A 21,259-nucleotide genomic window follows, 5' to 3' on the forward strand; every position below is an offset into this window, starting at 1 on the left:
CTATTCTTCTGGAGTACCCGCCATGTTGACCGAAGCACAAAAGCAGCAATACCAGCGCGATGGCTACATCGTCCTGCCCGGTTTCAAGAGCCTGGACGAGATCGCCGCGCTGCGCGAACGGGCCGCGAAGATTGTCAACGAATTCGATCCAACCGTGGCGCAGGGCATCTTCACCACCAAGGACCAGGAAAAGAAGGCCGACGAGTACTTCCTGCGTTCGGACAACACCATCCGCTGCTTCTTCGAGGAAGAAGCCTTCGGCCCGGATGGCCAGCTGAAGCAGGCCAAGGAACTGTCGATCAACAAGATCGGCCACGCCATGCACGACCTGGACCCGGTGTTCCGCGCCTTCTCGGCCGACCCGAAACTGGCGCAGGTGGCGCGCGACCTGGGCCTGGCCGAGGCGCAGGTGTGGCAGTCGATGTACATCTTCAAGCAGCCGGGCATCGGCGGCGAGGTGCGCTGGCACCAGGACGCCACCTATTTCGACACTACGCCCATCAGCGTCACCACCTTCTGGTTCGCGCTGGAGGACGCCACGCTGGACAACGGCTGCCTGTGGGCCGAGCCGGGCGGCCACCGCACGCCGCTGCGCGAGCGCTTCGTGCGCAACGGCGACGATATCCGCGTGGAGAAGCTGGACGCCATGCCGTGGCCGGACGATTCCACCGCCGTGCCGCTGGAATGCAAGGCGGGCAGCCTGGTGTGCTTCCACGGCCTGCTGCCGCACTACAGCGCGCCGAACCGCTCGCCGGTGTCGCGCCACGCCTACACGCTGCACGCCACCGACGCGCGCACCGCGTACTCGCCGCAGAACTGGATACAGCGCGGCGCCGATTTCCCGGTGCGGGGATTCATTTAAATGCAGATCAAGATTTTCGCCCCGCACTGGGGCAGCAACGAGCTGGCGCCGCAGGCTTTCATCGACAAGGTGCGGGCGGCCGGTTTCGACGGCATTGAAATGTCGCTGCCGCTGGACGCGGCCGCGCGCGGGGACTGGACCCGCCGCATCGCGGACGCCGGCCTGGCGCTGATCGCGCAGCAATGGGAAACCGTGTTCCACCCGCAGTTCGACGCGCACAAGACCGCGCTGGCCGAGCTGCTGCACAACGCCTGCGCCGCGCGTCCGCTGCTGGTGAACACCCACACCGGCAAGGACTTCTACAGCCAGGCGCAGAACCTGGAGCTGATCGCGCTGGCGGACGCCATCTCGCAGCAGCACGGCGTGCCCATCGTGCACGAGCTCCACCGCAGCCGCTTCAGCGGGCATCCGATGCTGCTGCTGCCCTATCTGGAACGGCTGCCGCAGCTGCAGCTGACGGCGGACTTGTCGCACTGGTGCTGCGCCTGCGAATCGCTGCTGGAAGACCAGCCGGACACGCTGGCTGCCACCCTGCCGCACGTGCGCCACATCCACGCCCGCGTGGGCCACTCGCAGGGGCCGCAGGTGGCGGACTTCCGCGCGCCGGAAGCGGCGGACGCGCTGCAGGCGCACCTGCAATGGTGGGACCGCATCGTGGAACTGCGCCGCGCCGCCGGCGCCGCGCTGCTGACCATGACGCCGGAATTCGGTCCGGCGCCTTATCTGCAAACGCTGCCCTACACCGGCCAGCCGACCGTGGACCAGTGGCAGCTGAACGTGGCCATGCTGCAGCTGCTGCGCGCCCGCTACGCCTGAGCGCCGGCCACGGCGCTGCCCTCATCCCCGCCTTCCCGCGCCGGCACCGCCAGCGGCAGCACCACCGTCACGGTGGTGCCCCGGTCGGGCTCGGACTGGATGGCGATGGTCCCGTGCAGCACGCCGGTGACGATGTTGTACACGATATTCATGCCCAGCCCGGAACCGCCCTGCCCCATCTTGGTGGTGAAGAAGGGATCGAAGATCTGGTGCAGCGTGCGCGCCGACATGCCCACGCCGTCGTCGCTGAATTCGAGCCGCACCTGCGAGCCGTCCAGCGCCTCGGCGCGCAGCCGGATGGTGCCGCTGTTGCGGCCTTCGAAGGCGTGCAGCATGGCGTTGTTGATCAGGTTGCTCAGCACCTGGCTCACGCTGCCCGGATAGGAATCGAACTCCAGTTCCTCCGGCACCTCCAGCAGAACCTGGCAATTGGCGCGCCGCAGCTGTGCGGCGTAGGTCGCCAGCACGTCGCCCGCCACGCCGGCCAGCCGGAAGCGGCGTCGCTGGCCGCTGGTCTGGTCCACCGCCACCTGCTTGAACGAGGTGATCAGCTCGGCCGCCCGGCCCAGCGAACCGGCAATGATGGCGCAGGCGGTGCGCGCGTCGCGCAGGTGGGCGTCCAGCGCCGAGCGCTTGATGCCGCCCTCGGCCAGCTTGCGGTCGAAGTCGGCCACCATGTCGCTCAGCGCGGTAGCCGTCAGCAGGCTGTTGCCGATCGGCGTGTTCAGCTCGTGCGCAATGCCGGCCACCAGCGCGCCCAGCGAGGCCATCTTCTCGGACGTGATCAAGTTCGCCTGCGCCTGCTTCAGGGTGGCCAGCACCAGCGTCAGGTCGCGGTGCGCCAGCTCGGCGTTGGCTTTCTGCGCGGCCAGCTCGTCCAGGCTGCGCTCCAGGCCGTGCTGGGTGTGCACCAGCGCCGCCTCGGTCTTCTGGCGTTCGGCGATGTCGCGCCGCAGCTGTTCGGCCAGCGCGCTGTTGCGCTGCGAGGCCATCAGCAGCAGCGCGATCAGCCCGCTGATCAGGGTGCCGGCGCCGGCGATCATGGCGACGCGGAAGTTGCCGGTGCTGTAGCGCGTGCCTTCATGGCCGTTGAATTCCATCAGCCAGCGCCGCTCGCCCACGTTGAGGCTGGCCTTGGTGCTCAGGCCGGGCAAGGCCGTGGCCCGTTCGCCGCTGCCGATCTTGCCGGCGCTGTCGTACATCAGCGTGTCCATGGTGCGCGGCAGCACGCTGTCGTCGCGCAGATAGCCGCCGTCGTGGATCTGGATCGACATGTGGCCCAGCAGCGGCGTGTCGATCACTTCGCGCATCAGGTTGTTGACCCGGAACACGATGGCGACAAAGCCGATCAGCGCGGCGCGGCGCTGCTCCACCGTCTCGATCGGCCCGTTGCGGTAGACCGGCGCGCGCGCCACGAAGCCGGGCTGGCCGCTGGCGTCCTGCACCAGCGTGATGCGCTCGGTGGCGATGATCTGCCCGCTGTCGCGCCCCATTTCCAGCGCGCGCCGGTGCGGCGGCAGCGCACCCAGGTCGAGGCCGAAGGCGTTCTCGTTGCCCACCATGGGCTCGTTGTATTCGATGATGTAGTGCACGTCGCGCACGGTGGCCGGGTGGATGTTGAACTGGGGGTAGCCTTCGGGCAGCAGGCTGGTGTCGGCCTGCACGCCGTCGGCGAAGCCGGCCAGCCCGGCGGCCGGCACCGCGCGCACGAACTGGATGGCCTGGAAGCCCGGATAACGCTCGCTCAGCCGCAGCTCGTGCACGTAGCGGTTGAACTCGCTACGGCTGACCTGGCCGCCGCGCACGGCGTACATGCCCTTGATGCTGAGCAGGGTGTCGAAATAGGTTTGCAGGCGGACGGCGGTGTCGCGCGCGATCTTGTCAGTGTCGCGCTGGAAGGTGGTGCGCAGGTTGTGCTGCTGGGCATCGGACACGAACAGGCACACCCACACGGTGATGCAGATGCCGACAACGAACGCCAGATAACCGTGGATGCGCAAATGCATGTCCATGCTCGACAAGGGGCGCGACCATACAGCCTGGCCGCAGGGCTGAATCGACTATAGCATAGCCATGTGGCTACAGAAACAGAAGCTATACATCCAAGCAACAGTTATTGCACTGGATCGCGGAATTCCGATGCGATTTGCATGAATTGCTCTTCGGCCATCAGCATCGCGTCCACCACGTCCGGATCGAAATGCTCGCCGCTGCCCTGGCGGATCAGCTCGATGGCGGTTTCATGCGTGAAGGCGGGCTTGTAGACGCGCCTGGAAATCAGCGCGTCGTACACGTCGGCCACCGCCATCAGCCGCGCGGAGACGGGGATGGCGTCGCCGGCCAGCCCTTGCGGGTAGCCGGAGCCGTCGTATTTCTCCTGGTGCGAATAGGCGATCTCGCGCGCGAAGCGCAGGAAGTCGTTGGAAAAGCCCAGGTGCTGCTCCACGCCGGCGATGGCGTCGCGGCCGTACACGGTGTGCAGCTTGATCTGCTCGAACTCCTCGGGGCTGAGGCGGCCGGGCTTGAGCAGGATGGCGTCCGGGATGCCGACCTTGCCGATGTCGTGCAGCGGCGCCGCCTTGTACAGGAAATCGATATTGCGGTTGCTCAGCTCGTGCTCGAAGCGCGGGTGGCGCTGCAGCGCGCGCGCCAGCGCCACCACGTAGCGCTGCACGCGGTGGATGTGGTTGGGGCTTTCGCGGTCGCGCGTTTCGGCCAGGGTGGCCAGCGCCCAGATCACCGCGTCCACCATCAGGGTCAGCTCGGTGGTGGTCTCGCTCACCAGTTCTTCCAGGTGCAGGCGCTGGTGCGCCAGCAGTTCGGCCGAGCGCTTCAGCTGCAGCTGCAGCGCCACGCGCGCCAGCACGGTTTCGGCGATCAGCGGATGGCTGATGACGTCGGCCGCGCCGTCGCAGTGGCCGCGCTGCTCCAGTTCGTGCTGGCCATGCGGCACCAGCAGCAGCAGCGGCAGGCCGGCGGTGTCGGGATTGCGCTTGAGCTGCCGGCACACGGCGAAGCCGTCCAGGTCCGGCAGGTTGGCGTCCAGCAGCACCAGGTCGGGACGCGGAACCTGCTGGGCGATGCGCAGCGCGGACGGGCCGTCGGCGGCCAGCTTGACCTCGTAGCGGTCCTGCAGCAGGCCGCTCAGCCACAGCAGGTTGTCCGGCACCGCGTCGGCGATCAGGAGGATGGCCTTGTTGTTGTCGTTCATGGACTGCGTCCTCTATGGAGCTGATAGTTACCAACCAGCATGATAGCAGGCCATGAGCAGGACAACTGCGCAAGGCGATTCTGCGCAGGACGACAGACTATTCACACAAAGCGGGGGTGCCGTCCTCGAACAGCGCGCCGAAGCAGCGCGTGCAGTGGAAGCAGAACAGGTGGGCGATGCGGACGTTGTCCTGGCGCGGCACCAGCTGCAGCTGGCCTTGCCGGCAGGCGGGGCAGAACTCGCGCATGCTGCCGACGGCGGCCACGTCGCCGGCCAGATAGGTGTCGTCGAAGCGCTCGCCGTCGATCACCGTCACGGGATCGAGTTCAACCAACAACAAGGACGGGGCGTCGCCCCGCAAATCCGGTGTCCGTTTCATTAGCGTCATCCCCTCGCCGCTTTCTGGGGAAGCGGGCTCTCTCACCTTAGCCAAATCGTGATTGACTGACAAGCGAAACTTTTTTATGAGCGTTTGCTTGCAATTAAATAGCGCACTATCTATACTGTGCACATGGATACCACTACGACCGACACCCCCCTGCGCCAGGTGCCCCGCCTGGACGGCCAGCTCTGCTTCGCCCTGTACTCGACCTCGCTGGCCATGAACAAGCTGTACCGCAAGCTACTGCGCAAGCTGGGGCTGACCTATTCCCAGTACCTGGTGATGATGGTGCTGTGGGAACAGAACGAACAGACCGTGTCCGAGCTGGGCGAGCGCCTGTTCCTGGACTCGGCCACGCTGACGCCGCTGCTCAAGCGCATGGAGCAGGCCGAGCTGCTGACGCGCACCCGCTGCCCGAACGACGAGCGGCAAGTGATCATCGCGCTCAGCCCGCACGGCGACGCGCTGCGCCACGAAGCGGCCAAGCTGCCGCCCGAGATCCTTGGCGCCACCAACTGCACGCTGGACCAGGTGATGGGCATGAAAGAACAGCTGACCGCCCTGCGCGACAGCCTGATGAAAAACGCCTGAGCTTGCGCCCCGCCGCTTCGTCCTTGGGCAACTTTCAATGTATCAGCTAATTTACAAATGAAATTACAACTGAGCAAATAGGCGTTCTAGAATAACCGCTTAACTTTTTCATTAGAAAACAGGGATAGCGGAAGATGAAGCGTTTGCCGATCAGTATTGCAGCACTGTGCCTCTCCTTGTCGGCCCACGCCGCCGATGCCTTCGACGACAAATTCCGCCAGCTCGACGAACTGCTGCCGACCGCCACGCCCTACCGCACCGCTTCCGGCGCGCCCGGCCACGCCTATTGGCAGCAGCGCGCCGACTACACCCTCCGCGCTTCCCTGGACGAGGCCAAGCGCGCCATCACCGGCAGCGGCCAGGTCACTTACCACAACAACTCGCCGGACACCCTGCATTACCTGTGGGTGCAGCTGGACCAGAACATCTACAAGCCGGACTCCGATGCGCGCCGCATGCTCACCGCGCCCTCGCGCGAGGCCTGGACCCGCGCCAAGGGCGCCGAGGATGGCATGAAGTTCGAAGGCATGCGCGGCATCCTGGCCGGACGCGAGTTCGACGGCGGCTTCAAGATCGGCGCCGTGAAAACCGCCGCCGGCCAGCCGCTGAACACCGCCATCAACCAGACCATGATGCGGATCGACCTGCCGACCCCGCTCAAGCCGGGCGAGAAATTCAGCTTCGCCATCGACTGGCAGTACAACATCAACGAGCAGAAAGTGCTGGGCGGCCGCGCCGGCTACGAGTACTTCGAGCAGGACAAGAACGCCCTGTTCGAAGTGGCGCAGTGGTTCCCGCGCATGGCCGCCTACTACGACGTGGCCGGCTGGCAGCACAAGCAGTTCATCGGCTCCGGCGAGTTCACCCTGGAATTCGGCGACTACGACGTGAGCCTGACCGTGCCGGCCGACCACGTGGTGGCCAGCACCGGCGAGCTGCTGAACCCGGAACAGGTGCTCAGCCCGGCCCAGCGCGAACGCCTGGCGCGCGCCCGCACCAGCGCCAAGCCGGTGGTCATCGTCACCCAGGCCGAGGCCGAAGCGGCCGAGAAATCGGTCAGCACCGCCACCAAGACCTGGCGCTTCAAGGCCAGGAACGTGCGCGACTTCGCCTGGGCCTCCAGCCGCAAGTTCATCTGGGACGCGCAGGGCTACAAGAAGGACGGCACCAACGTCATGGCCATGTCCTACTATCCGAAGGAAGGCAACCCGCTGTGGGAGAAGTACTCCACGCAGGCCATCGTGCACACCATCGAGCAGTACAACAAGTACAGCTTCGACTACCCCTACCCTACCGCGATCTCGGTCAACGGCCCGGTGGGCGGCATGGAGTACCCGATGATCTCCTTCAACGGCCCGCGCCCGGTGAAGGACAAGAAAACCGGCGAGATCACTTACTCGAAGCGCTCCAAGTACGGCCTGATCGGCGTCATCATCCACGAAGTGGGCCACAACTACTTCCCGATGATCGTCAACTCCGACGAGCGCCAGTGGACCTGGATGGATGAAGGCCTGAACACCTTCGTGCAGTACCTGGCCGAGCAGGCGTGGGAAGAGAACTATCCGCAGTCGCGCGGCGAGCCGCGCGCCATCGTCGACTACATGCGCAGCCGCAACCAAGTGCCCATCATGACGAACTCGGAGTCGCTGCTACAGTTCGGCAACAACGCCTACGCCAAGCCGGCCACGGCGCTCAACATCCTGCGCGAAACCATCCTCGGCCGCGAGCTGTTCGACCACGCCTTCCGCGAATACGGCCGGCGCTGGAAATTCAAGCGCCCCACCCCGGCCGACTTCTTCCGCACCATGGAAGACGCGTCGGGCACCGACCTGGACTGGTTCTGGCGCGGCTGGTTCTACACCACCGATGCGGTCGACATCAGCGTGGACGGCATCAGCGAAGTGGGCGTGAGCACCAAGAACCCGGAAACCGAGAAGGCCTGGAAGAAGGCGCAGAAAGCGGCCGAGCCGGAATCGGTCACCAGCATCAAGAACAAGGGCATGCCGCGCCGCACCGACGCGCATCCCGAGCTGAAGGACTTCTACAACGAGCACGACGACTTCACCGTCACCAACAAGGACCGCAACAGCTACGCCGAAGCCATCGAGAAACTTGAGCCGTGGGAGAAGAAGCTGCTGGAACAGGGCAAGCACCTGTACCTGGTGGACTTTTCCAACGTGGGCGGGCTGGTGATGCCGCTGATACTGCAGATCGAGCTGAAGAGCGGCAAGAAGTATGTCGAGCGCGTGCCGGCCGAAGTGTGGCGCTACTCGCCGAAAAAGATCACCAAGGTCATCGTCACCGACGAGCCCATGGTGGGCCTGACGCAGGACCCGAACTGGGAAACCGCCGACATCGACACCAGCAACAACGCCTGGCCGCGCAAAGTCACGCCGTCGCGCATGGAACTGTACAAGCAGGAGCAGGGCCGCGAGGACATGATGAAGGATTACAACACCCCGCTGAAGGGCAAGGACGCCAAGACCGAGGCGGGCGACATCAAAGGCGAAGCGAAGGCCGAGCCCAAGGGCGAGCCGAAAAAATGATGCCGCGCGGCGTAGGCAAGCTGGTGCTGGCCGCCGCGCTGCTGTTCGGCAGCGCGGCGCAGGCCCCGGTGTCCGCCCACAACTACCACATGGGCATCACCGACATCAGCTACAACGCCAACACCGGCAACACCGAGATCGTGCACACCTACACCGCGCACGACGTGGAAGCGCTGCTGGCCAATCTGTACCAGCGCCAGTTCGACCTGGGCCAGCCCGAGGACCAGGCCGTGCTGCGGCGCTATATCGAGAAGCAATTCAGCATCACCGCCGGCGGCAGGCGCCTGGCGCTGCAATGGGTGGGCGTGCAGGCGGACGCCGCCAGCGTCACCGTCTACCAGGAGCTGCCGAAAGCGGCGCTGCCGCCGGGCGCCGTGCTGCGCCACATGGTGCTGTCCGACTTCATCCCCGGCCAGCTCAACACCGTCAACATCGCCGCCGCGCCCTCCGGCCTGGCCGCCCAGTCCCTCACCTTCTCCGCCGCCACGCCCGAGCGTCCTCTGCCGTGACGGCGCCGCAGGACAGCCCTTCGATGTCCTGGACAACACTGCACAACTAGCGCCGCTATTCAAGCCGGGCGCTTCCACCTTACAATGGGTTCATCTTGGCAATCTGTCCATAACGCGCACCGCGCAGACGGAACATGTAAATGAGCGTAACGAGTCCCAGCCCAACCAGCGCCGTCGAGGCCGAGCGTTTGCGGCTGTTTATTTCCAGCGTCACCGACTACGCCATCTATACGCTGTCGCCTGAAGGCATCGTGACCAGCTGGAATGCCGGCGCGCAGCGCTTCAAGGGCTACCAGGAACACGAAATCCTCGGCCAGCATTTCTCGCGTTTCTACTCGGCAGAGGACCGCGCTGCAGGAAGGCCCGCCAGGGCGCTGGCGGTGGCGCGCGACGCCGGCCGCTTCGAGGACGAAGGCTGGCGCATCCGCAAAGACGGCAGCCGCTTCTGGGCCAGCGTGGTGCTCGACCCGATCCGCGACCAGCACGGCGTGCTGCTCGGCTACGCCAAGATCACGCGCGACATCACGGCGCGCCGCCAGGAGCAGGAAGCGCTGCACGCCAGCGAGGAACGCTTCCGCCTGCTGGTGCAGGGCGTGACCGACTACGCGATCTACATGCTGTCGCCGGAAGGCGTGGTCACCAACTGGAACGAGGGCGCGCGCCGCATCAAGGGCTACGATTCGGACGAGGTGGTGGGCACCCATTTCGAGCGCTTCTACACCGAGGAAGACCGGGCCGTGGGCATGCCCATGTACGCGCTGGCCACCGCGCGGCGCGACGGCCGCTTCGAGCGCGAAGGATGGCGCGTGCGCAAGGACGGCACCCGCTTCTGGGCGCACGTGGTGATCGACCCGATCACCGACTCGATGGGCGAGCTGATCGGCTACGCCAAGGTGACGCGCGACGTCACCGAACGCCGCACCGCCGAGGAGGCGCTGGCGCGCACCAAGGAAGCGCTGTTCCAGTCGCAGAAGCTGGAATCGATCGGCCAGTTGACCGGCGGCATCGCGCACGACTTCAACAACCTGCTCAACGTGATCACCAACGGCCTCGACATCCTGCGCAGCACCGCCGACCGCGCGCTGCAGATGAAGACTATCGACAGCATGGCGCGCGCCACCAACCGCGGCGCCACGCTCACCCAGCAGTTGCTCACCTTCGCCCGCAAGCAGCCGTTCAAGCCTGAACGCGTGCGCGTCAACCGCATCATCGATTCCTTCGAGGCCGTGCTGCGGCGCGCCGTCAAGAGCTCGATGCGGCTGGAACTGGCGCTGGCGCCCGGCCTGCCCGAGATCGAGGCCGATGTGCCGCAGCTGGAATCGGCCATCCTCAACCTGGTGGTCAACGCGCGCGACGCCATCGGCGAGAGCGGCGCCATCGTCATTTCGACCAGCCTGGTCACGCTGCCGGACGCCGGCGACTACGTGTGCCTGAGCGTGCGCGACAGCGGCTGCGGCATGACGCCCGAGGTGGCCAGCCGCGCGGTGGAGCCGTTCTTCACCACCAAGGAAGTGGGCAAAGGCACCGGCCTGGGACTCAGCCAGGTGTACGGGGCGGTGCAGCAGGCCAACGGCGAGCTGCGCATCGTGTCGCAGCCGGGCCAGGGCACCGACATCATGATGCTGTTCCCGGCCCTGGGCGCCGGCAGCGGCGCCGACAGCGCGGCGCACCGCGAAGCGGCCGAAAAAGTGCTGGTGGTGGACGACCAGGCCGAAGTGCTCGACATCACCGCCCAGCTGTTCATCAGCCTGGGCTACGACGTGCTGTCGGCCAACAACGGCAGCGAGGCGCTCGACATCCTGCAGCGCACACCCGAGCTGAGCATCCTGTTCAGCGACGTGGTCATGCCCGGCATGACCGGCGTGGAACTGGCCAGGAACGCGCGCGCGCTGCGGCCGGACATGAAGATCATCCTCGCGTCCGGCTACCTGGCGTCCATCCTCTCCGAACAGAAGGACGAGATCGGCCAGTTCGACTTTGTGGCCAAGCCGTTCCGCCTGTCGGACATCATCAAGAAGCTGCGCTAGGCGCGGCGCGGTAAATTGCCTAATTGCTATCGCAGAAGATTTGCGATATGGTAATCCCATCGATACCGATGAAGGGAGACGGCGCATGCCCATTCCGCCGCCCAATCCGCAGCGCCAGCTGGACCGGCTGGAACTGCTGGCGATCGCCTACCTGTGCCTGCCGCTGCCGATCTTCCTGTTCGGCTGGCTGTGGCTGCCCTATGCGCTGGCCGCCTGCGTGCCGCTGGCGCTCACGGTATGGCCGTGCTGGCGCGACCGGCGGCGCGGCGTGCCCGGCCTGGCGCGGTCCGAACGGGCCGCCGTGGTGGCGGTGGCCGTCATGTGGACCATCCTCGGCGGCCTGGCCGGCGGCCTGCACCTGAACGACGGCTGGCTGCCCCGCATGGCGCTGCTGCGCGACCTGGTGGCGCTGCCGTGGCCGGTGGCCTACGGCGGCGGGGACGGCGCGCCGCTGCTGCTGCGCGCCCCGCTGGGCTACTACCTGCCGCCTGCGCTGGTCGGCAAACTCAGCAATCTGGACGGCGCCCGCCTGGCCCTGTGGTTGTGGACCGCGGGCGGCACCGCGCTGTTCCTGGCGCTGCTAGCGGGCGCCAACAGCGCGCGCCGGCAGAACGGCTGGATGCTGGCCATGGCGGTGGCCGTGCTGTTCAGCGGCATGGACCTGGCCGGCTGGCTGCTGAGCCAGCCCGGCCTGCCGGCCTATGCGCAGCATCTGGAAACCTGGGCCGGCGCGTACCGCTACGCCTCGCAAACCACGCTGCTGTTCTGGGTGCCCAACCACGCGCTGCCGGCCTGGCTGCTGGCCCTGCTGGTCTGGCGCCACCGCGCGCAAGGCCTGAACGCGCCCGCCGCCGCGCTGCTGCTGCTGGGCGCCGTGTGCTGGTCGCCGCTGATGGCGCTGGGCGCCGCGCCGCTGCTGGCCTGGAGCGTGGCGCGCCGCCTGCCCGGGCCCGCCGTGGAGGGGGAATTGGGCGGCGCGGCCGTCTGGGCCGTGGTGCCGGCCCTGATCATCCTGGCGCGCTTCCTCACCGCCGGCGAACTGGGCCCGTTCGAGGTGCTGCCCGAAGCGGACCTGGCCGCCGCAGGCACGCATCACAGCGCGTACATCCGGTACGCACTGTTCAGCGCCCTCGAATGGGGCCTGCTGGCGCTGGTGCTGCTGGCCCTGGGCCAGCGTTCCGCGCTGCTCGCCCTGGCGCTGCTGGAACTGGCGCTGCTGCCCCTGTTCCGCTTCGGCCCCGGCAACCAGCTGGCGATGCAGGCCGCCATCCCGGCGCTGACCATCCTGATGATGTCGGCCATCGCCGCGCTGGAGCGGCCCGGCCCGCACCGCCCCGCGCGCAAGGGCCTGCTGGGCGCGCTGCTGGCGCTGCTGCTGGCCGGCGCAGCCACGCCGCTGTTCGAGCTGGAACGGGCCTTCCAGCCCAGCCCCCGCTACCGCGACGACGCGCGCAACTTCATCGACATCAACGGCACGCCCTGGCCCTACGTGACCCGGCTCGACCAGCCCGACCTGGAACACGCCCTGAAACCCGTCCAGCCGGACGTCCCGCCATAGCATCGCCGCCGGGGATGCGCGCCGTGGCGGCTGCCGCTATACTGCCCGCCATGCCGATATTCCGCCCCACCCCGTTCGCGCTGGCTGCCGCGCTGTGCTCTCTGCTGGCCTCATCCTCCTCCCACGCCGACGACTCGCTGATGCAGCGCGTGCTGATCGACGGCTCGCGCGCCAGCCAGCTCGGCGTCGCCGACGCGGCCGGCGACGGCAGCGTGGCGCAGCAGCAGCTGGCCGCGCGCACCACCTACCGCCCCGGCGAACTGCTGGAGGCCACACCCGGCCTGATCGTCAGCCAGCACAGCGGCGAGGGCAAGGCCAACCAGTTCTACCTGCGCGGCTTCAACCTGGACCACGGCACCGACCTGCGCACCACCGTGGACGGCATGCCGGTCAACCAGCGCAGCCACGCCCACGGCCAAGGCTGGACCGACCTCAACTTCCTGATCCCGGAACTGGCCGCGCGCCTCGACTACAAGAAGGGCCCCTACTCCGCCGAGGAAGGCGACTTCGCTTCGGCCGGCGCCGCGTCCATCGTCTACGCCAACCGCCTGGTGCGCGGCGTGGCCAGCGCCGGCGCGGGCCAGAACGGCTACCGCCGCGCGCTGCTGGCGGACTCTGTCGAGGTGGACCAAGCCCGCAACGGCGCCGTGCTGTACGCGCTGGAGGCGATGCACAACGACGGCCCCTACACGCGCGGCGACGATCACAACAAGCTCAACGCCGTGCTGCGCTACAGCCGGGGCTATGCCAACAACGGCTTCAATCTCACCGCGATGGCCTACAGCGCGGACTGGAACGCCACCGACCAGATCCCGCTGCGCGCCGTGCAGCAAGGCCTGCTGGGCCGCTACGACGGCATCGACAACAGCGACGGCGGCAAGGCGCACCGCTACAGCCTGTCCGGCGCCTGGCAGCGCAGCGGCGAGGACAGCGCCGCCAAGATCAGCGCCTACCTCATCGCCAACAAGCTGGACCTGTACTCGAACTTCACCTACTTCATGGACGACCCGGTGAACGGCGACCAGTTCGCGCAGCCGGACCGCCGCGTCACCAGCGGCGTGGACGCCACCTATGCCTGGCATGCGCACCTGGGCGAGATCAGCTCCATCACGCGCGCCGGCCTGCAGCTCCAGCACGACAATATCTTCAACGGCTTATACAAGACAGTGGCGCGCCGGGCTGTTCACCCAGTCGCCGCCACCCGCGCCGACCATATCGTCGAATCCAGCCTGGGCCTGTACGTGGAGAACAGCACGCGCTGGTCGCCGCTGCTGCGCACCACGGCCGGCCTGCGCGCCGACGGCTACCGCTTCGACGTGCGGCCCACGCAGCCGGGCAGCGCCTCCGCGCTGGCGCACCCCGCAGCGCGCGCCAGCGACCGCCTGCTCAGCCCCAGCCTGAGCGCCGTCCTCGGCCCCTGGGCGCGCACCGAGTTGTATGCCAACGCCGGCACCGGCTTCCACAGCAACGACGCGCGCGGCGCGGTGGCGGCCGAAGGGTCGGCAAATTCGCCGCTGGTGCGCTCGCGCGGCATGGAACTGGGCGTGCGCAGCGAATGGCTGCCGCGCCTGCAATCCTCGCTGTCCCTGTACCGGCTGGATTTCGACTCGGAGCTCAGCTACGTGGGCGACGCCGGCGCCACCGAGGCGGGAGAGCCGAGCCGCCGCTACGGCGTCGAGTTCTCCAACTATTACAAGCCCTTCAAGTGGCTCAGCGTGGACGCCGACATCGCCTTCGCGCGCGCCCGCAGCCGTGGCGCGCAAGCCCGCGCGGCCGGCGCGGCCTACCTTCCCGGCGCGGTGGAAGGGGTGGCCCAGCTGGCGCTCACGGTGGACAAGCTGGGGCCCTGGTCCGGCGCGCTGCGCCTGCGCCACTTCGGTCCGCGCCCCCTCACTGAGGACAACAGCGTGCGTTCGCGCGCCAGCCAGACGCTCAATGGCCGCATCGGCTACAAGTTCGCCGGCGGCCTGCAGCTGGAGCTGGAAGCGTTCAACCTGGCCAACCGCCGCGTGTCCGCCATCGATTACTACTATGCCTCCCAGCTCAAGGGCGAAACGCAGCCGGTGGACGACGTCCATTTCCACCCGATCGAATCGCGCTCCTTCCGGCTGATGCTCACGCAGAGTTTCTGATCGTCGTAGAATAGATGACCACCAGACGAACAGATGACCACCTAGTGCTCCAATGACGACTTACGCCCCGATTTACACCGCGCCCGAGCGCGTGACCGAAGCGCTGCGCAGCGAAGGCTACGCCCTGCTGCATCCCGAAGACGTGGCCGCGCTGGCCGGCACCACGCTGGAGGCGCTGAACGCCCTGATCCCGAGCTGGGACCGGCTGGAGCTGGACAACTACCTGAAGGACGGCGGCCGTTACCGGCGCCGCCGCCATTCCTGCTTCATCCAGCAGGACGGCGCGCTGACGCAGACCGCACACCGCGCCCACTGGCAGCCGCTCGAATACAACGCGCTGCACGGCGGCATGCACCGCCTGTTCGAGCCGATGGAGCCGGACACGGTGGCGCAGCCGGCCTGGCGCCGGCTGCTGGCCGCCGTGGGCGACGCCTGCTCGGCCGCGCGCACCGGCCACGCCAAGCCCTGGTGCATCGAGGCGCACCAGTTCCGCATCGACACCGCCGACGGCATCGGCCGCCCCACCCCGGAAGGGGCGCACCGCGACGGCGTGGACTACGTGGCCGTGCTGCTGGTGGGCCGCCACGGCATCAAGGGCGGGGAAACTCGCATCTTTGAAGCCGACGGCCCGAACGGCAAGCGCTTCACCATGACCGAACCGTGGACCATGCTGCTGCTGGACGACGCCGCTGTCATCCACGAATCGACCCCGATCCAGCCGCTGGGGCAGCCCGGCCGGCAGGACAGCGGGTCGTCCAGCCACCGCGACACCCTGGTGCTGACCTACCGCGCCGGCCAGTTCCAGGGCGCCCAGCCCTAGCCGCAGGGGTGCCGTGCGCACCACTGGGAATGAAAATTCCCAGTTTGATAGTTAAATCCTTTATAGTTACCTCAGAGTCAGCAGCGCTTGAAAAACAATTTTTGGAGGCAGTCCGTGGACTCCAGCTACGAGATCGAACCGGATGAAATCGAGATCCTCATCGTCGAGGATAGCCCGACCCAAGCCGAGCGCCTGCGCCGCCTGATCCAGTCGGTGCGCTACAAAGCGCGCGTGGCCGGCAACGGCCGCCTGGCGCTGGAAGCGATCCGCGAGCGCAAACCGCACCTGGTGCTGTCCGATATCGTGATGCCGGAAATGGACGGCTATGAGCTGTGCCGCGCCGTCAAGACCGACGGCGCGCTGCGCGACATCCCGGTCATCCTGGTGACTTCGCTGACCGATCCGAAGGACATCATCAAGGGCATCGAGTGCGGCGCGGACAATTTCATCCGCAAGCCCTACGCCGAGGACTACCTGCTGAACCGCATCGGCCACATGCTGGTGAACCAGAAGCTGCGCCGCAACCAGAACATGGAAGTGGGCATCGCGCTGTACCTGGGCGACCAGAAGCACTTCATCAACGCCGAGCGCCAGCAGATCCTCGACCTGCTGATCTCCACCTACGAGCAGGCGGTGCAGGTCAACAGCGAGCTGCAGGCGCGCGAGCGCCAGGTGATCGAGCTGAATATGCGCCTGGCGCACCACGCGGGCGAGCTGGAAACCATCAACCGCGAAATCGCGCTGAAGAACCTGGAGCTGGCCGAGGCGAGCCGCATGAAGTCGGCCTTCATCGCCAACATGTCGCACGAGCTGCGCACGCCGCTGAACGCCATCATCGGCTTCACCGGCGCGCTGCTGATGAAGCTGCCCGGTCCGCTGACCGGGGAGCAGGACAAGCAGCTCAACACCATCCGCAACAGCGCGCGCCACCTGCTCTCGCTGATCAACGACATCCTGGACGTGGCCAAGATCGAAGCCGGCAAGGTCACCCTGTCGGTCGAGTCCATCCAGTGCCAGGACCTGATCGCCGAAGTGGCCGACACGCTGCGCCCGCTGGCTCAGCAAAAAGGCCTGGCGCTGGAAGTGGAACTGGCGCCGCAGCCGGTCACGCTGGACACCGACCGCCGCGCGCTGACGCAGATCCTGATCAACCTGGCCAACAACGCCATCAAGTTCACCGAGAAGGGCACGGTGCGCATCACGCTCAGCCAGCGCACCGACGCCGGCGGCGTGGTGACCGAGTTCGCCGTGGCCGACAGCGGCGCCGGCATCCGCGAGGAAGACCAGGCCAAGCTGTTCCAGGCCTTCTCGCAGCTGGACTCGACCTCCACCCGCCACGCCGAAGGCGCGGGCCTGGGCCTGTACCTGTGCCAGAACCTGGCCAACCTGATCGGCGGCTCGCTGTTTTTCAGCAGCGATTTCGGACACGGCAGCACCTTCACGCTGGCGATGAAGAGCAAAAAATAAACCGCCCACCCGGGCAGCAGGGAGCGGTATGGCAGCGCGCGTCCTTATCGTGGAAGACAACCAGGCCAATATGGACCTGATGTGCTATTTGCTGGCCGCCTTCGGCCATACCCCGCTGAGCGCCTACGACGGCCTGCAGGGCGTGGTGGCGGCGCGCGAACTGCAGCCCGACCTGATCATCTGCGACATCCACCTGCCCCGGCTGGACGGCTACGGCGTGGTGGCCCTGCTCAAGGGCGACCCGGCCACCGCCGCCATTCCGGTGCTGGCCGCCAGCGCGCTGCCGGTGTCCGACGGCGGCGCCGCCCTGCGCGCGGCCGGTTTCGACGGCCATCTGCCCAAATCGCTCGAGCCGGACACGCTGATTCCATCGATAGAAGGCTTCCTGCCGGCGGCGCTGCGCGGCCAGCCCCCGCCCGCGGCGGGCGACGCGGAAGATGCGGAACAGCCGGCGGCGGACGCGCCGCGCGCCCGCGTGCTGCTGCTGGACGCCGCGCCCGACGGCGGCGGCCTGGTGGCCAGCATCCTGATGCATTACGGCTATGGGCTGACGGTGGCGGCCGACGCGGAGCAGGCGGCCCATTGCGCGCAGCAGCAATTCGACCTGCTGCTGTGCGACGCGGACACCACGCAAAGCCGCCACACGGCTTTCCTGCCGGGCGTACTGGAACGCCACCGCGCCGAGTGGGCCGCCCTGCCGCTGGTGCTGATCACCTCCGCCGAAGGCGACGCGCTGGACGGCCTGCTGCCGCCCGGCGCGGTCCCGGCCCGGGTGCTGGCGCACCCGCTGGAGCCGCTGCAGCTGGCCGGTGCGCTGGAAGAATGCATGAAGGCTGGCACAGGCGCGGCCCTGGCGTAACTGCCATAGTGGATAGTTAGACATCGTATTTATACGGTATTGCACCGCAACAAAAACGCGCCTATAGTGGAACTGTCTCCTCCAACCGTTCTCCGAACATTGGATTCAGCCCGCGCCAGACGCGGGCTTTTTTTTGTCCGGATTTTAGTAAAAGGAGCACAAAATCAGCAACACAGACAGCAGTAACGCAGAACAGCCGGCCCCTCCGCATTCGCCGCCGGCCCCCGCAGCGCTGCCGCTGTGCGACCTTGTCATGAAGGGCGGCATCTCCAGCGGCATCGTCTACCCCAAGCTGATCGCGCGGCTGGCGCGCGGCTACGCTTTCAAGAACATCGGCGGCACCTCGGCCGGCGCGATCGCCGCCGCAGCCTGCGCCGCCGCCGAATGCGGCCGCCAGAGCGGGCGCCAGCCGGCCGCCTTCGCCACCCTGGCCGGGCTGCCGGAAGAGCTGCAGGCGCAGGAGCACGGCCGCTCGCGGCTGGCGCGCCTGTTCCAGCCCACCGCCGCGCTGCACAGCCACTTCGAGCAGGCCATGGGCTACATCGCCGCGCAGGACAAGCCGCGCGCCGCGCTGTCCTTGGCCGCCGCGCTGATCCACTGGCAGACCGTGCTGGCCGCCGCGCTGCTGCTGATCGCGCCGCTGGTCATGCTGGCCACCCACCTCACGCTGCTGCGCAGCGCCGCCACCACGCTGGCCATACTGGGCACCGCCGCCGGCGCCGCCTGGCTCACCCACCGCGCCTTCGCGCTGCTGCCCGCCTTCACCGTCCCCGGCAAGCTGGCCGGCCTGTCCCCGCCGCAGCTGCGCCTGGCCGCCGAAGCGCTGTGCGCGGCGGCGGCCGGCATGCTGGTGCTGGCAGCCGCCATCTCCGGCCTGCCCGCCCACGCCGGGCCGCTCAACATCGGCGTGCAGATCCCCTTCCTGCTGCTGGCGCCGCTGTGCATTGCGTGCGGCTTCGGCGTCGGCCTGTGGCGCTGGGGCAGCGCCCTGCTGCGCGGCCTGCACCTGAACTTCTACGGCATCTGCAGCGGCCGCAGCACCGGCAGCGAATCCGTCGCCGCGCTCACCGACTGGCTGACCGCCTACCTGAACCAGCTGGCCGGCCTGCCGCCCGGCCGCCCGCTCACCTTCGGCGACCTGTGGGGCCCGCAGGACGAGCAGGCGCCCGGCCAGCGCGCCATCAACCTGGAAGTGGTCACCACGGCGCTCAGCCAGCAAATGCCCTACGCGCTGCCGTTCCGCGACAACGCCGGCGCCTTCTACTTCCATCCCGGCGAATGGTCGCACCTGTTCCCGCAAAACGTGATGGACTGGCTGCTGCAGCAGGCGCCGGTGCCGCCGCTGGAAGACGCCGTCACCGCGCCGGACGGCAGCCAGCTGGTGCGCCTGGCCACCAACGCCCACCTGCCGGTGGTGGTGGCGGTGCGCATGAGCCTGAGCTTCCCGCTGCTGCTGTCCGCCGTGCCCCTGTACGCGCGCGATTTCACCGACGACGGCAAGCTGAAGCGAGTGTGGTTCTCGGACGGCGGCATCTCCAGCAATATGCCGCTGCACTTCTTCGACACCCTGCTGCCCGAGCACCCCACCTTCGCCATCAACCTGAAGGAAGCGCATCCCAAGTACCCGATCGAAGACGCGGCCCAGTGCGGCCTCGATGGCCGCGTCTATCTGCCGGACGACAACAGCCGCGGCATGCAGCGCTACTGGGCGCCGTCCAGCGACGCCACGCCGGCCGGCGTGTTCCGCTTCCTGGCCAACATCTTCGCCACCATGCAGAGCTGGCGCGACGAGATCCTGTTCCCCTACCCCGGCTACCGCGACCGCATCGTCCAGATCAGTTTGCGGCCCGGCGAAGGCGGGCTCAATCTCAACATGCCGAAGGAAGCGGTGGAGCGCCTGAGCGAAGCGGGCGCCTGCGCGGCCGAGATGCTGTACCGGCGCTTCCACCCGCAGGCCGGCGGCAACGGCTGGGACAATCACGAGCAGGTGCAGGTGCTGTCGGTGCTGGGCAACCTGGAACACCTGGCGCGCCAGGCCAGCGCGCCAGGCGCGGCGGAACGCTGGCGGCAAGCGGCCGGCCGCAGCCGCCTGAATACGCCGGAAAAGGCGCTGGCCAGCGAGCTGCTGGCCGATCTCGCCGCCATGGGCGCGCATATCGACGCCTCCGGCGCCAGCGTGGAGCAAAGGATGTACCGGCCGCGCCCCGTGATGAAGCTCACGCCGCGCCTGTAGCCTAGGCGCGCAGCAGGCGGAAGCCGGACGGCATGGCCGGCATGCGCGGGAACACCTGCGCCAGCTGCCTGTCGCCCAGCCGCAGATGGCGCTCGGCGACATGCGCCAGCACGGCGCGGAAATCGGTCGTCACCGGCAGGTCGCGGCCCTCGTTGAGCTGGGCGTCGCCCACGCCCTGCCAGTCGCCCAGCACCTTGCCGCCGGCCACGCCGCCGCCCAGCACCCACATCGCATTGCCATGCCCGTGGTCCGTGCCGCCGTTGCCGTTCTCGCGCGCGGTGCGCCCGAACTCGGACATCACGACGATGGTGGTGTCGTCGAAGATCGGACCCAGTCTCTGCGCCAGCAACGCCAGCCCCTGCGCCAGCGGCGCCAGGCGGTTGGCCAGCTGCCCGGTGGCCGCGCCCTGGTTGGCGTGCGTATCCCAGCCGCCCAGCGCGAAGAAGGCCAGCTGCACATTGGGCTCGTTGCGCATCAGCACCGCCAGCCGCGCCGCGTCGTCCGGGAAGCCGTACGGCAGCGGCGCGCCGCCGTCGGCCACCACCGCCTCGGCCATGGTCGCCGCCATCACTTCCTTGTGCGCCTCGCGCCCTTCCTGGTAAGCCTTGCCGAAGCGCTCGTGGCCCATGTAGAGCTGGTCGAAGGCCGCCGCCAGCACCGGCCGGTCCAGCGCGCCCGGCTTGCCCGCCGCCGCGCCGTTGGCGATATTGATGGCCGGCGCCGGTCCGCTCAGGATGCGCGGCATGGTCGGCCCCACGCTGACCGCGCGCGTGGGCGTGGAAGTGCCGGGCAAGGCTGCCACCAGCCGGTTCATCCAGCCGTCCGGGGTGCTCTTCACGCCGGGCGTGGCGGACTCCATGTAGTCCTGCGCGTCGAAGTGGGAACGGGTGGCGTCCGGCGAACCGCTGGCGTGCACGAACGCCAGCTTCTTCTCGCGCCACAGCGGCATCAGCGGCGCCAGCGCCGGGTGCAGCGCGAAGTAGCCGTCCAGGTCCAGCGCGCCGTGCTCCCTGTCCGGCGCGGCCAGTGCGATGGTGGGACGCAGCTGCGCGTAGTTCGCGTCGCCGACCGGCGCCACCACGTTCAGGCCGTCCACCGCGCCGCGCAGCATGACCACCACCAGCTTGCGGCCGGTGACGCCGCCCGCCGCCGTGGCGGCCCAGGCCTGGCGGCCCAGTGGTATCGTCAGCCCGGCGCCGGCGGCCAAGGCGTTGAGGAAGTCTCTGCGTTGCATGGTTGGCTCTCC

At 68.0% G+C, this 21,259-nt stretch carries 16 protein-coding genes; 12 read left to right on the top strand and 4 right to left on the bottom strand.

Going from position 1 to position 21,259, the window contains the following annotated elements; all coding sequences use genetic code 11:
• Window positions 1–22 precede the first annotated feature (22 nt).
• Both AC56DV_RS02880 and AC56DV_RS02885 read left to right on the top strand, forming a co-directional pair.
• Entirely contained in the window at window positions 23–862 is an 840-nt protein-coding gene (locus AC56DV_RS02880; RefSeq protein WP_496312791.1) for a phytanoyl-CoA dioxygenase family protein, read from the top strand.
• Complete coding sequence (locus AC56DV_RS02885) at window positions 863–1,678, top strand: sugar phosphate isomerase/epimerase family protein (protein ID WP_496312792.1); 816 nt, start codon at window positions 863–865, stop codon at window positions 1,676–1,678.
• Here AC56DV_RS02885 and AC56DV_RS02890 read toward each other — a convergent pair.
• The 3 genes from AC56DV_RS02890 to AC56DV_RS02900 form a co-directional block, all read right to left on the bottom strand.
• Complete coding sequence (locus AC56DV_RS02890; protein WP_496312793.1) at window positions 1,669–3,684, bottom strand: CHASE domain-containing protein; 2,016 nt, start codon at window positions 3,682–3,684, stop codon at window positions 1,669–1,671. The two genes, AC56DV_RS02885 and AC56DV_RS02890, sit on opposite strands and share 10 nt — an antisense overlap.
• A gap of 107 nt (window positions 3,685–3,791) precedes the next feature.
• Window positions 3,792–4,889, bottom strand: a complete 1,098-nt coding sequence (locus AC56DV_RS02895) for an HD domain-containing phosphohydrolase (protein ID WP_496312794.1) — start codon at window positions 4,887–4,889, stop codon at window positions 3,792–3,794.
• Window positions 4,890–4,986: 97 nt separating this feature from the next.
• Complete coding sequence (locus tag AC56DV_RS02900; protein WP_496312795.1) at window positions 4,987–5,268, bottom strand: hypothetical protein; 282 nt, start codon at window positions 5,266–5,268, stop codon at window positions 4,987–4,989.
• Between the two features lie 132 nt (window positions 5,269–5,400).
• Between AC56DV_RS02900 and AC56DV_RS02905 the strand changes: the two genes are divergently transcribed.
• The 10 genes from AC56DV_RS02905 to AC56DV_RS02950 all read left to right on the top strand — a co-directional run bounded on the left by AC56DV_RS02905 (window position 5,401) and on the right by AC56DV_RS02950 (window position 20,013).
• The gene (locus tag AC56DV_RS02905; protein WP_496312796.1) at window positions 5,401–5,862 is read left to right on the top strand and encodes a MarR family winged helix-turn-helix transcriptional regulator; all 462 of its coding nucleotides are present in this window, start codon (window positions 5,401–5,403) and stop codon (window positions 5,860–5,862) included.
• Window positions 5,863–5,996: 134 nt separating this feature from the next.
• Window positions 5,997–8,408, top strand: a complete 2,412-nt coding sequence (locus AC56DV_RS02910) for a M1 family metallopeptidase (RefSeq protein ID WP_496312797.1) — start codon at window positions 5,997–5,999, stop codon at window positions 8,406–8,408.
• Complete coding sequence (locus AC56DV_RS02915; RefSeq protein WP_496312798.1) at window positions 8,405–8,917, top strand: DUF6702 family protein; 513 nt, start codon at window positions 8,405–8,407, stop codon at window positions 8,915–8,917. Before AC56DV_RS02910 ends, AC56DV_RS02915 begins: the two co-directional genes overlap by 4 nt.
• Before the next feature lie 140 nt (window positions 8,918–9,057).
• A complete protein-coding gene (locus tag AC56DV_RS02920; protein ID WP_496312799.1) occupies window positions 9,058–10,944 on the top strand; it encodes a hybrid sensor histidine kinase/response regulator in 1,887 nt (628 codons plus the stop codon).
• 85 nt (window positions 10,945–11,029) lie between these two features.
• Complete coding sequence (locus AC56DV_RS02925) at window positions 11,030–12,502, top strand: hypothetical protein (protein WP_496312800.1); 1,473 nt, start codon at window positions 11,030–11,032, stop codon at window positions 12,500–12,502.
• Window positions 12,503–12,552: 50 nt separating this feature from the next.
• Window positions 12,553–14,634, top strand: a complete 2,082-nt coding sequence (locus AC56DV_RS02930) for a TonB-dependent receptor (protein ID WP_496312801.1) — start codon at window positions 12,553–12,555, stop codon at window positions 14,632–14,634.
• A gap of 52 nt (window positions 14,635–14,686) precedes the next feature.
• Complete coding sequence (locus tag AC56DV_RS02935; RefSeq protein WP_496312802.1) at window positions 14,687–15,454, top strand: 2OG-Fe dioxygenase family protein; 768 nt, start codon at window positions 14,687–14,689, stop codon at window positions 15,452–15,454.
• A 114-nt stretch (window positions 15,455–15,568) separates the two neighbouring features.
• Window positions 15,569–16,921: a hybrid sensor histidine kinase/response regulator gene (locus tag AC56DV_RS02940; RefSeq protein WP_496312803.1), complete on the top strand. Its 1,353-nt coding sequence runs from the start codon at window positions 15,569–15,571 to the stop codon at window positions 16,919–16,921.
• 28 nt (window positions 16,922–16,949) lie between these two features.
• Window positions 16,950–17,780, top strand: coding sequence for a response regulator (locus tag AC56DV_RS02945; RefSeq protein ID WP_496312804.1), 831 nt, complete (start codon window positions 16,950–16,952; stop codon window positions 17,778–17,780).
• A 253-nt stretch (window positions 17,781–18,033) separates the two neighbouring features.
• Window positions 18,034–20,013 (top strand): hypothetical protein, encoded by a 1,980-nt coding sequence (locus tag AC56DV_RS02950; RefSeq protein WP_496312805.1) that lies wholly within the window; start codon window positions 18,034–18,036, stop codon window positions 20,011–20,013.
• Between the two features lies 1 nt (window position 20,014).
• On the opposite strand, the gene AC56DV_RS02955 is transcribed toward AC56DV_RS02950, so the two are convergent.
• The gene (locus AC56DV_RS02955; protein ID WP_496312806.1) at window positions 20,015–21,247 is read right to left on the bottom strand and encodes a DUF1501 domain-containing protein; all 1,233 of its coding nucleotides are present in this window, start codon (window positions 21,245–21,247) and stop codon (window positions 20,015–20,017) included.
• Window positions 21,248–21,259: the final 12 nt, after the last annotated feature.

Source organism: Massilia sp. BGA-UO-ETr-WB1 (assembly GCF_059567845.1).

Excerpts from the sequence above, each read along its gene's own strand:
- AC56DV_RS02925 (WP_496312800.1), top strand. The coding sequence starts at position 11,030 with ATGCCCATTCCGCCGCCCAATCCGCAGCGCCAGCTGGACCGGCTGGAA.
- AC56DV_RS02950 (WP_496312805.1), top strand. The coding sequence starts at position 18,034 with ATGAAGGGCGGCATCTCCAGCGGCATCGTCTACCCCAAGCTGATCGCG.
- AC56DV_RS02915 (WP_496312798.1), top strand. The coding sequence starts at position 8,405 with ATGATGCCGCGCGGCGTAGGCAAGCTGGTGCTGGCCGCCGCGCTGCTG.
- AC56DV_RS02905 (WP_496312796.1), top strand. The coding sequence starts at position 5,401 with ATGGATACCACTACGACCGACACCCCCCTGCGCCAGGTGCCCCGCCTG.
- AC56DV_RS02895 (WP_496312794.1), bottom strand. The coding sequence starts at position 4,889 with ATGAACGACAACAACAAGGCCATCCTCCTGATCGCCGACGCGGTGCCG.
- AC56DV_RS02935 (WP_496312802.1), top strand. The coding sequence starts at position 14,687 with ATGACGACTTACGCCCCGATTTACACCGCGCCCGAGCGCGTGACCGAA.
- AC56DV_RS02885 (WP_496312792.1), top strand. The coding sequence starts at position 863 with ATGCAGATCAAGATTTTCGCCCCGCACTGGGGCAGCAACGAGCTGGCG.
- AC56DV_RS02955 (WP_496312806.1), bottom strand. The coding sequence starts at position 21,247 with ATGCAACGCAGAGACTTCCTCAACGCCTTGGCCGCCGGCGCCGGGCTG.
- AC56DV_RS02910 (WP_496312797.1), top strand. The coding sequence starts at position 5,997 with ATGAAGCGTTTGCCGATCAGTATTGCAGCACTGTGCCTCTCCTTGTCG.
- AC56DV_RS02930 (WP_496312801.1), top strand. The coding sequence starts at position 12,553 with ATGCCGATATTCCGCCCCACCCCGTTCGCGCTGGCTGCCGCGCTGTGC.
- AC56DV_RS02920 (WP_496312799.1), top strand. The coding sequence starts at position 9,058 with ATGAGCGTAACGAGTCCCAGCCCAACCAGCGCCGTCGAGGCCGAGCGT.
- AC56DV_RS02890 (WP_496312793.1), bottom strand. The coding sequence starts at position 3,684 with ATGCATTTGCGCATCCACGGTTATCTGGCGTTCGTTGTCGGCATCTGC.
- AC56DV_RS02900 (WP_496312795.1), bottom strand. The coding sequence starts at position 5,268 with ATGAAACGGACACCGGATTTGCGGGGCGACGCCCCGTCCTTGTTGTTG.
- AC56DV_RS02880 (WP_496312791.1), top strand. The coding sequence starts at position 23 with ATGTTGACCGAAGCACAAAAGCAGCAATACCAGCGCGATGGCTACATC.
- AC56DV_RS02945 (WP_496312804.1), top strand. The coding sequence starts at position 16,950 with ATGGCAGCGCGCGTCCTTATCGTGGAAGACAACCAGGCCAATATGGAC.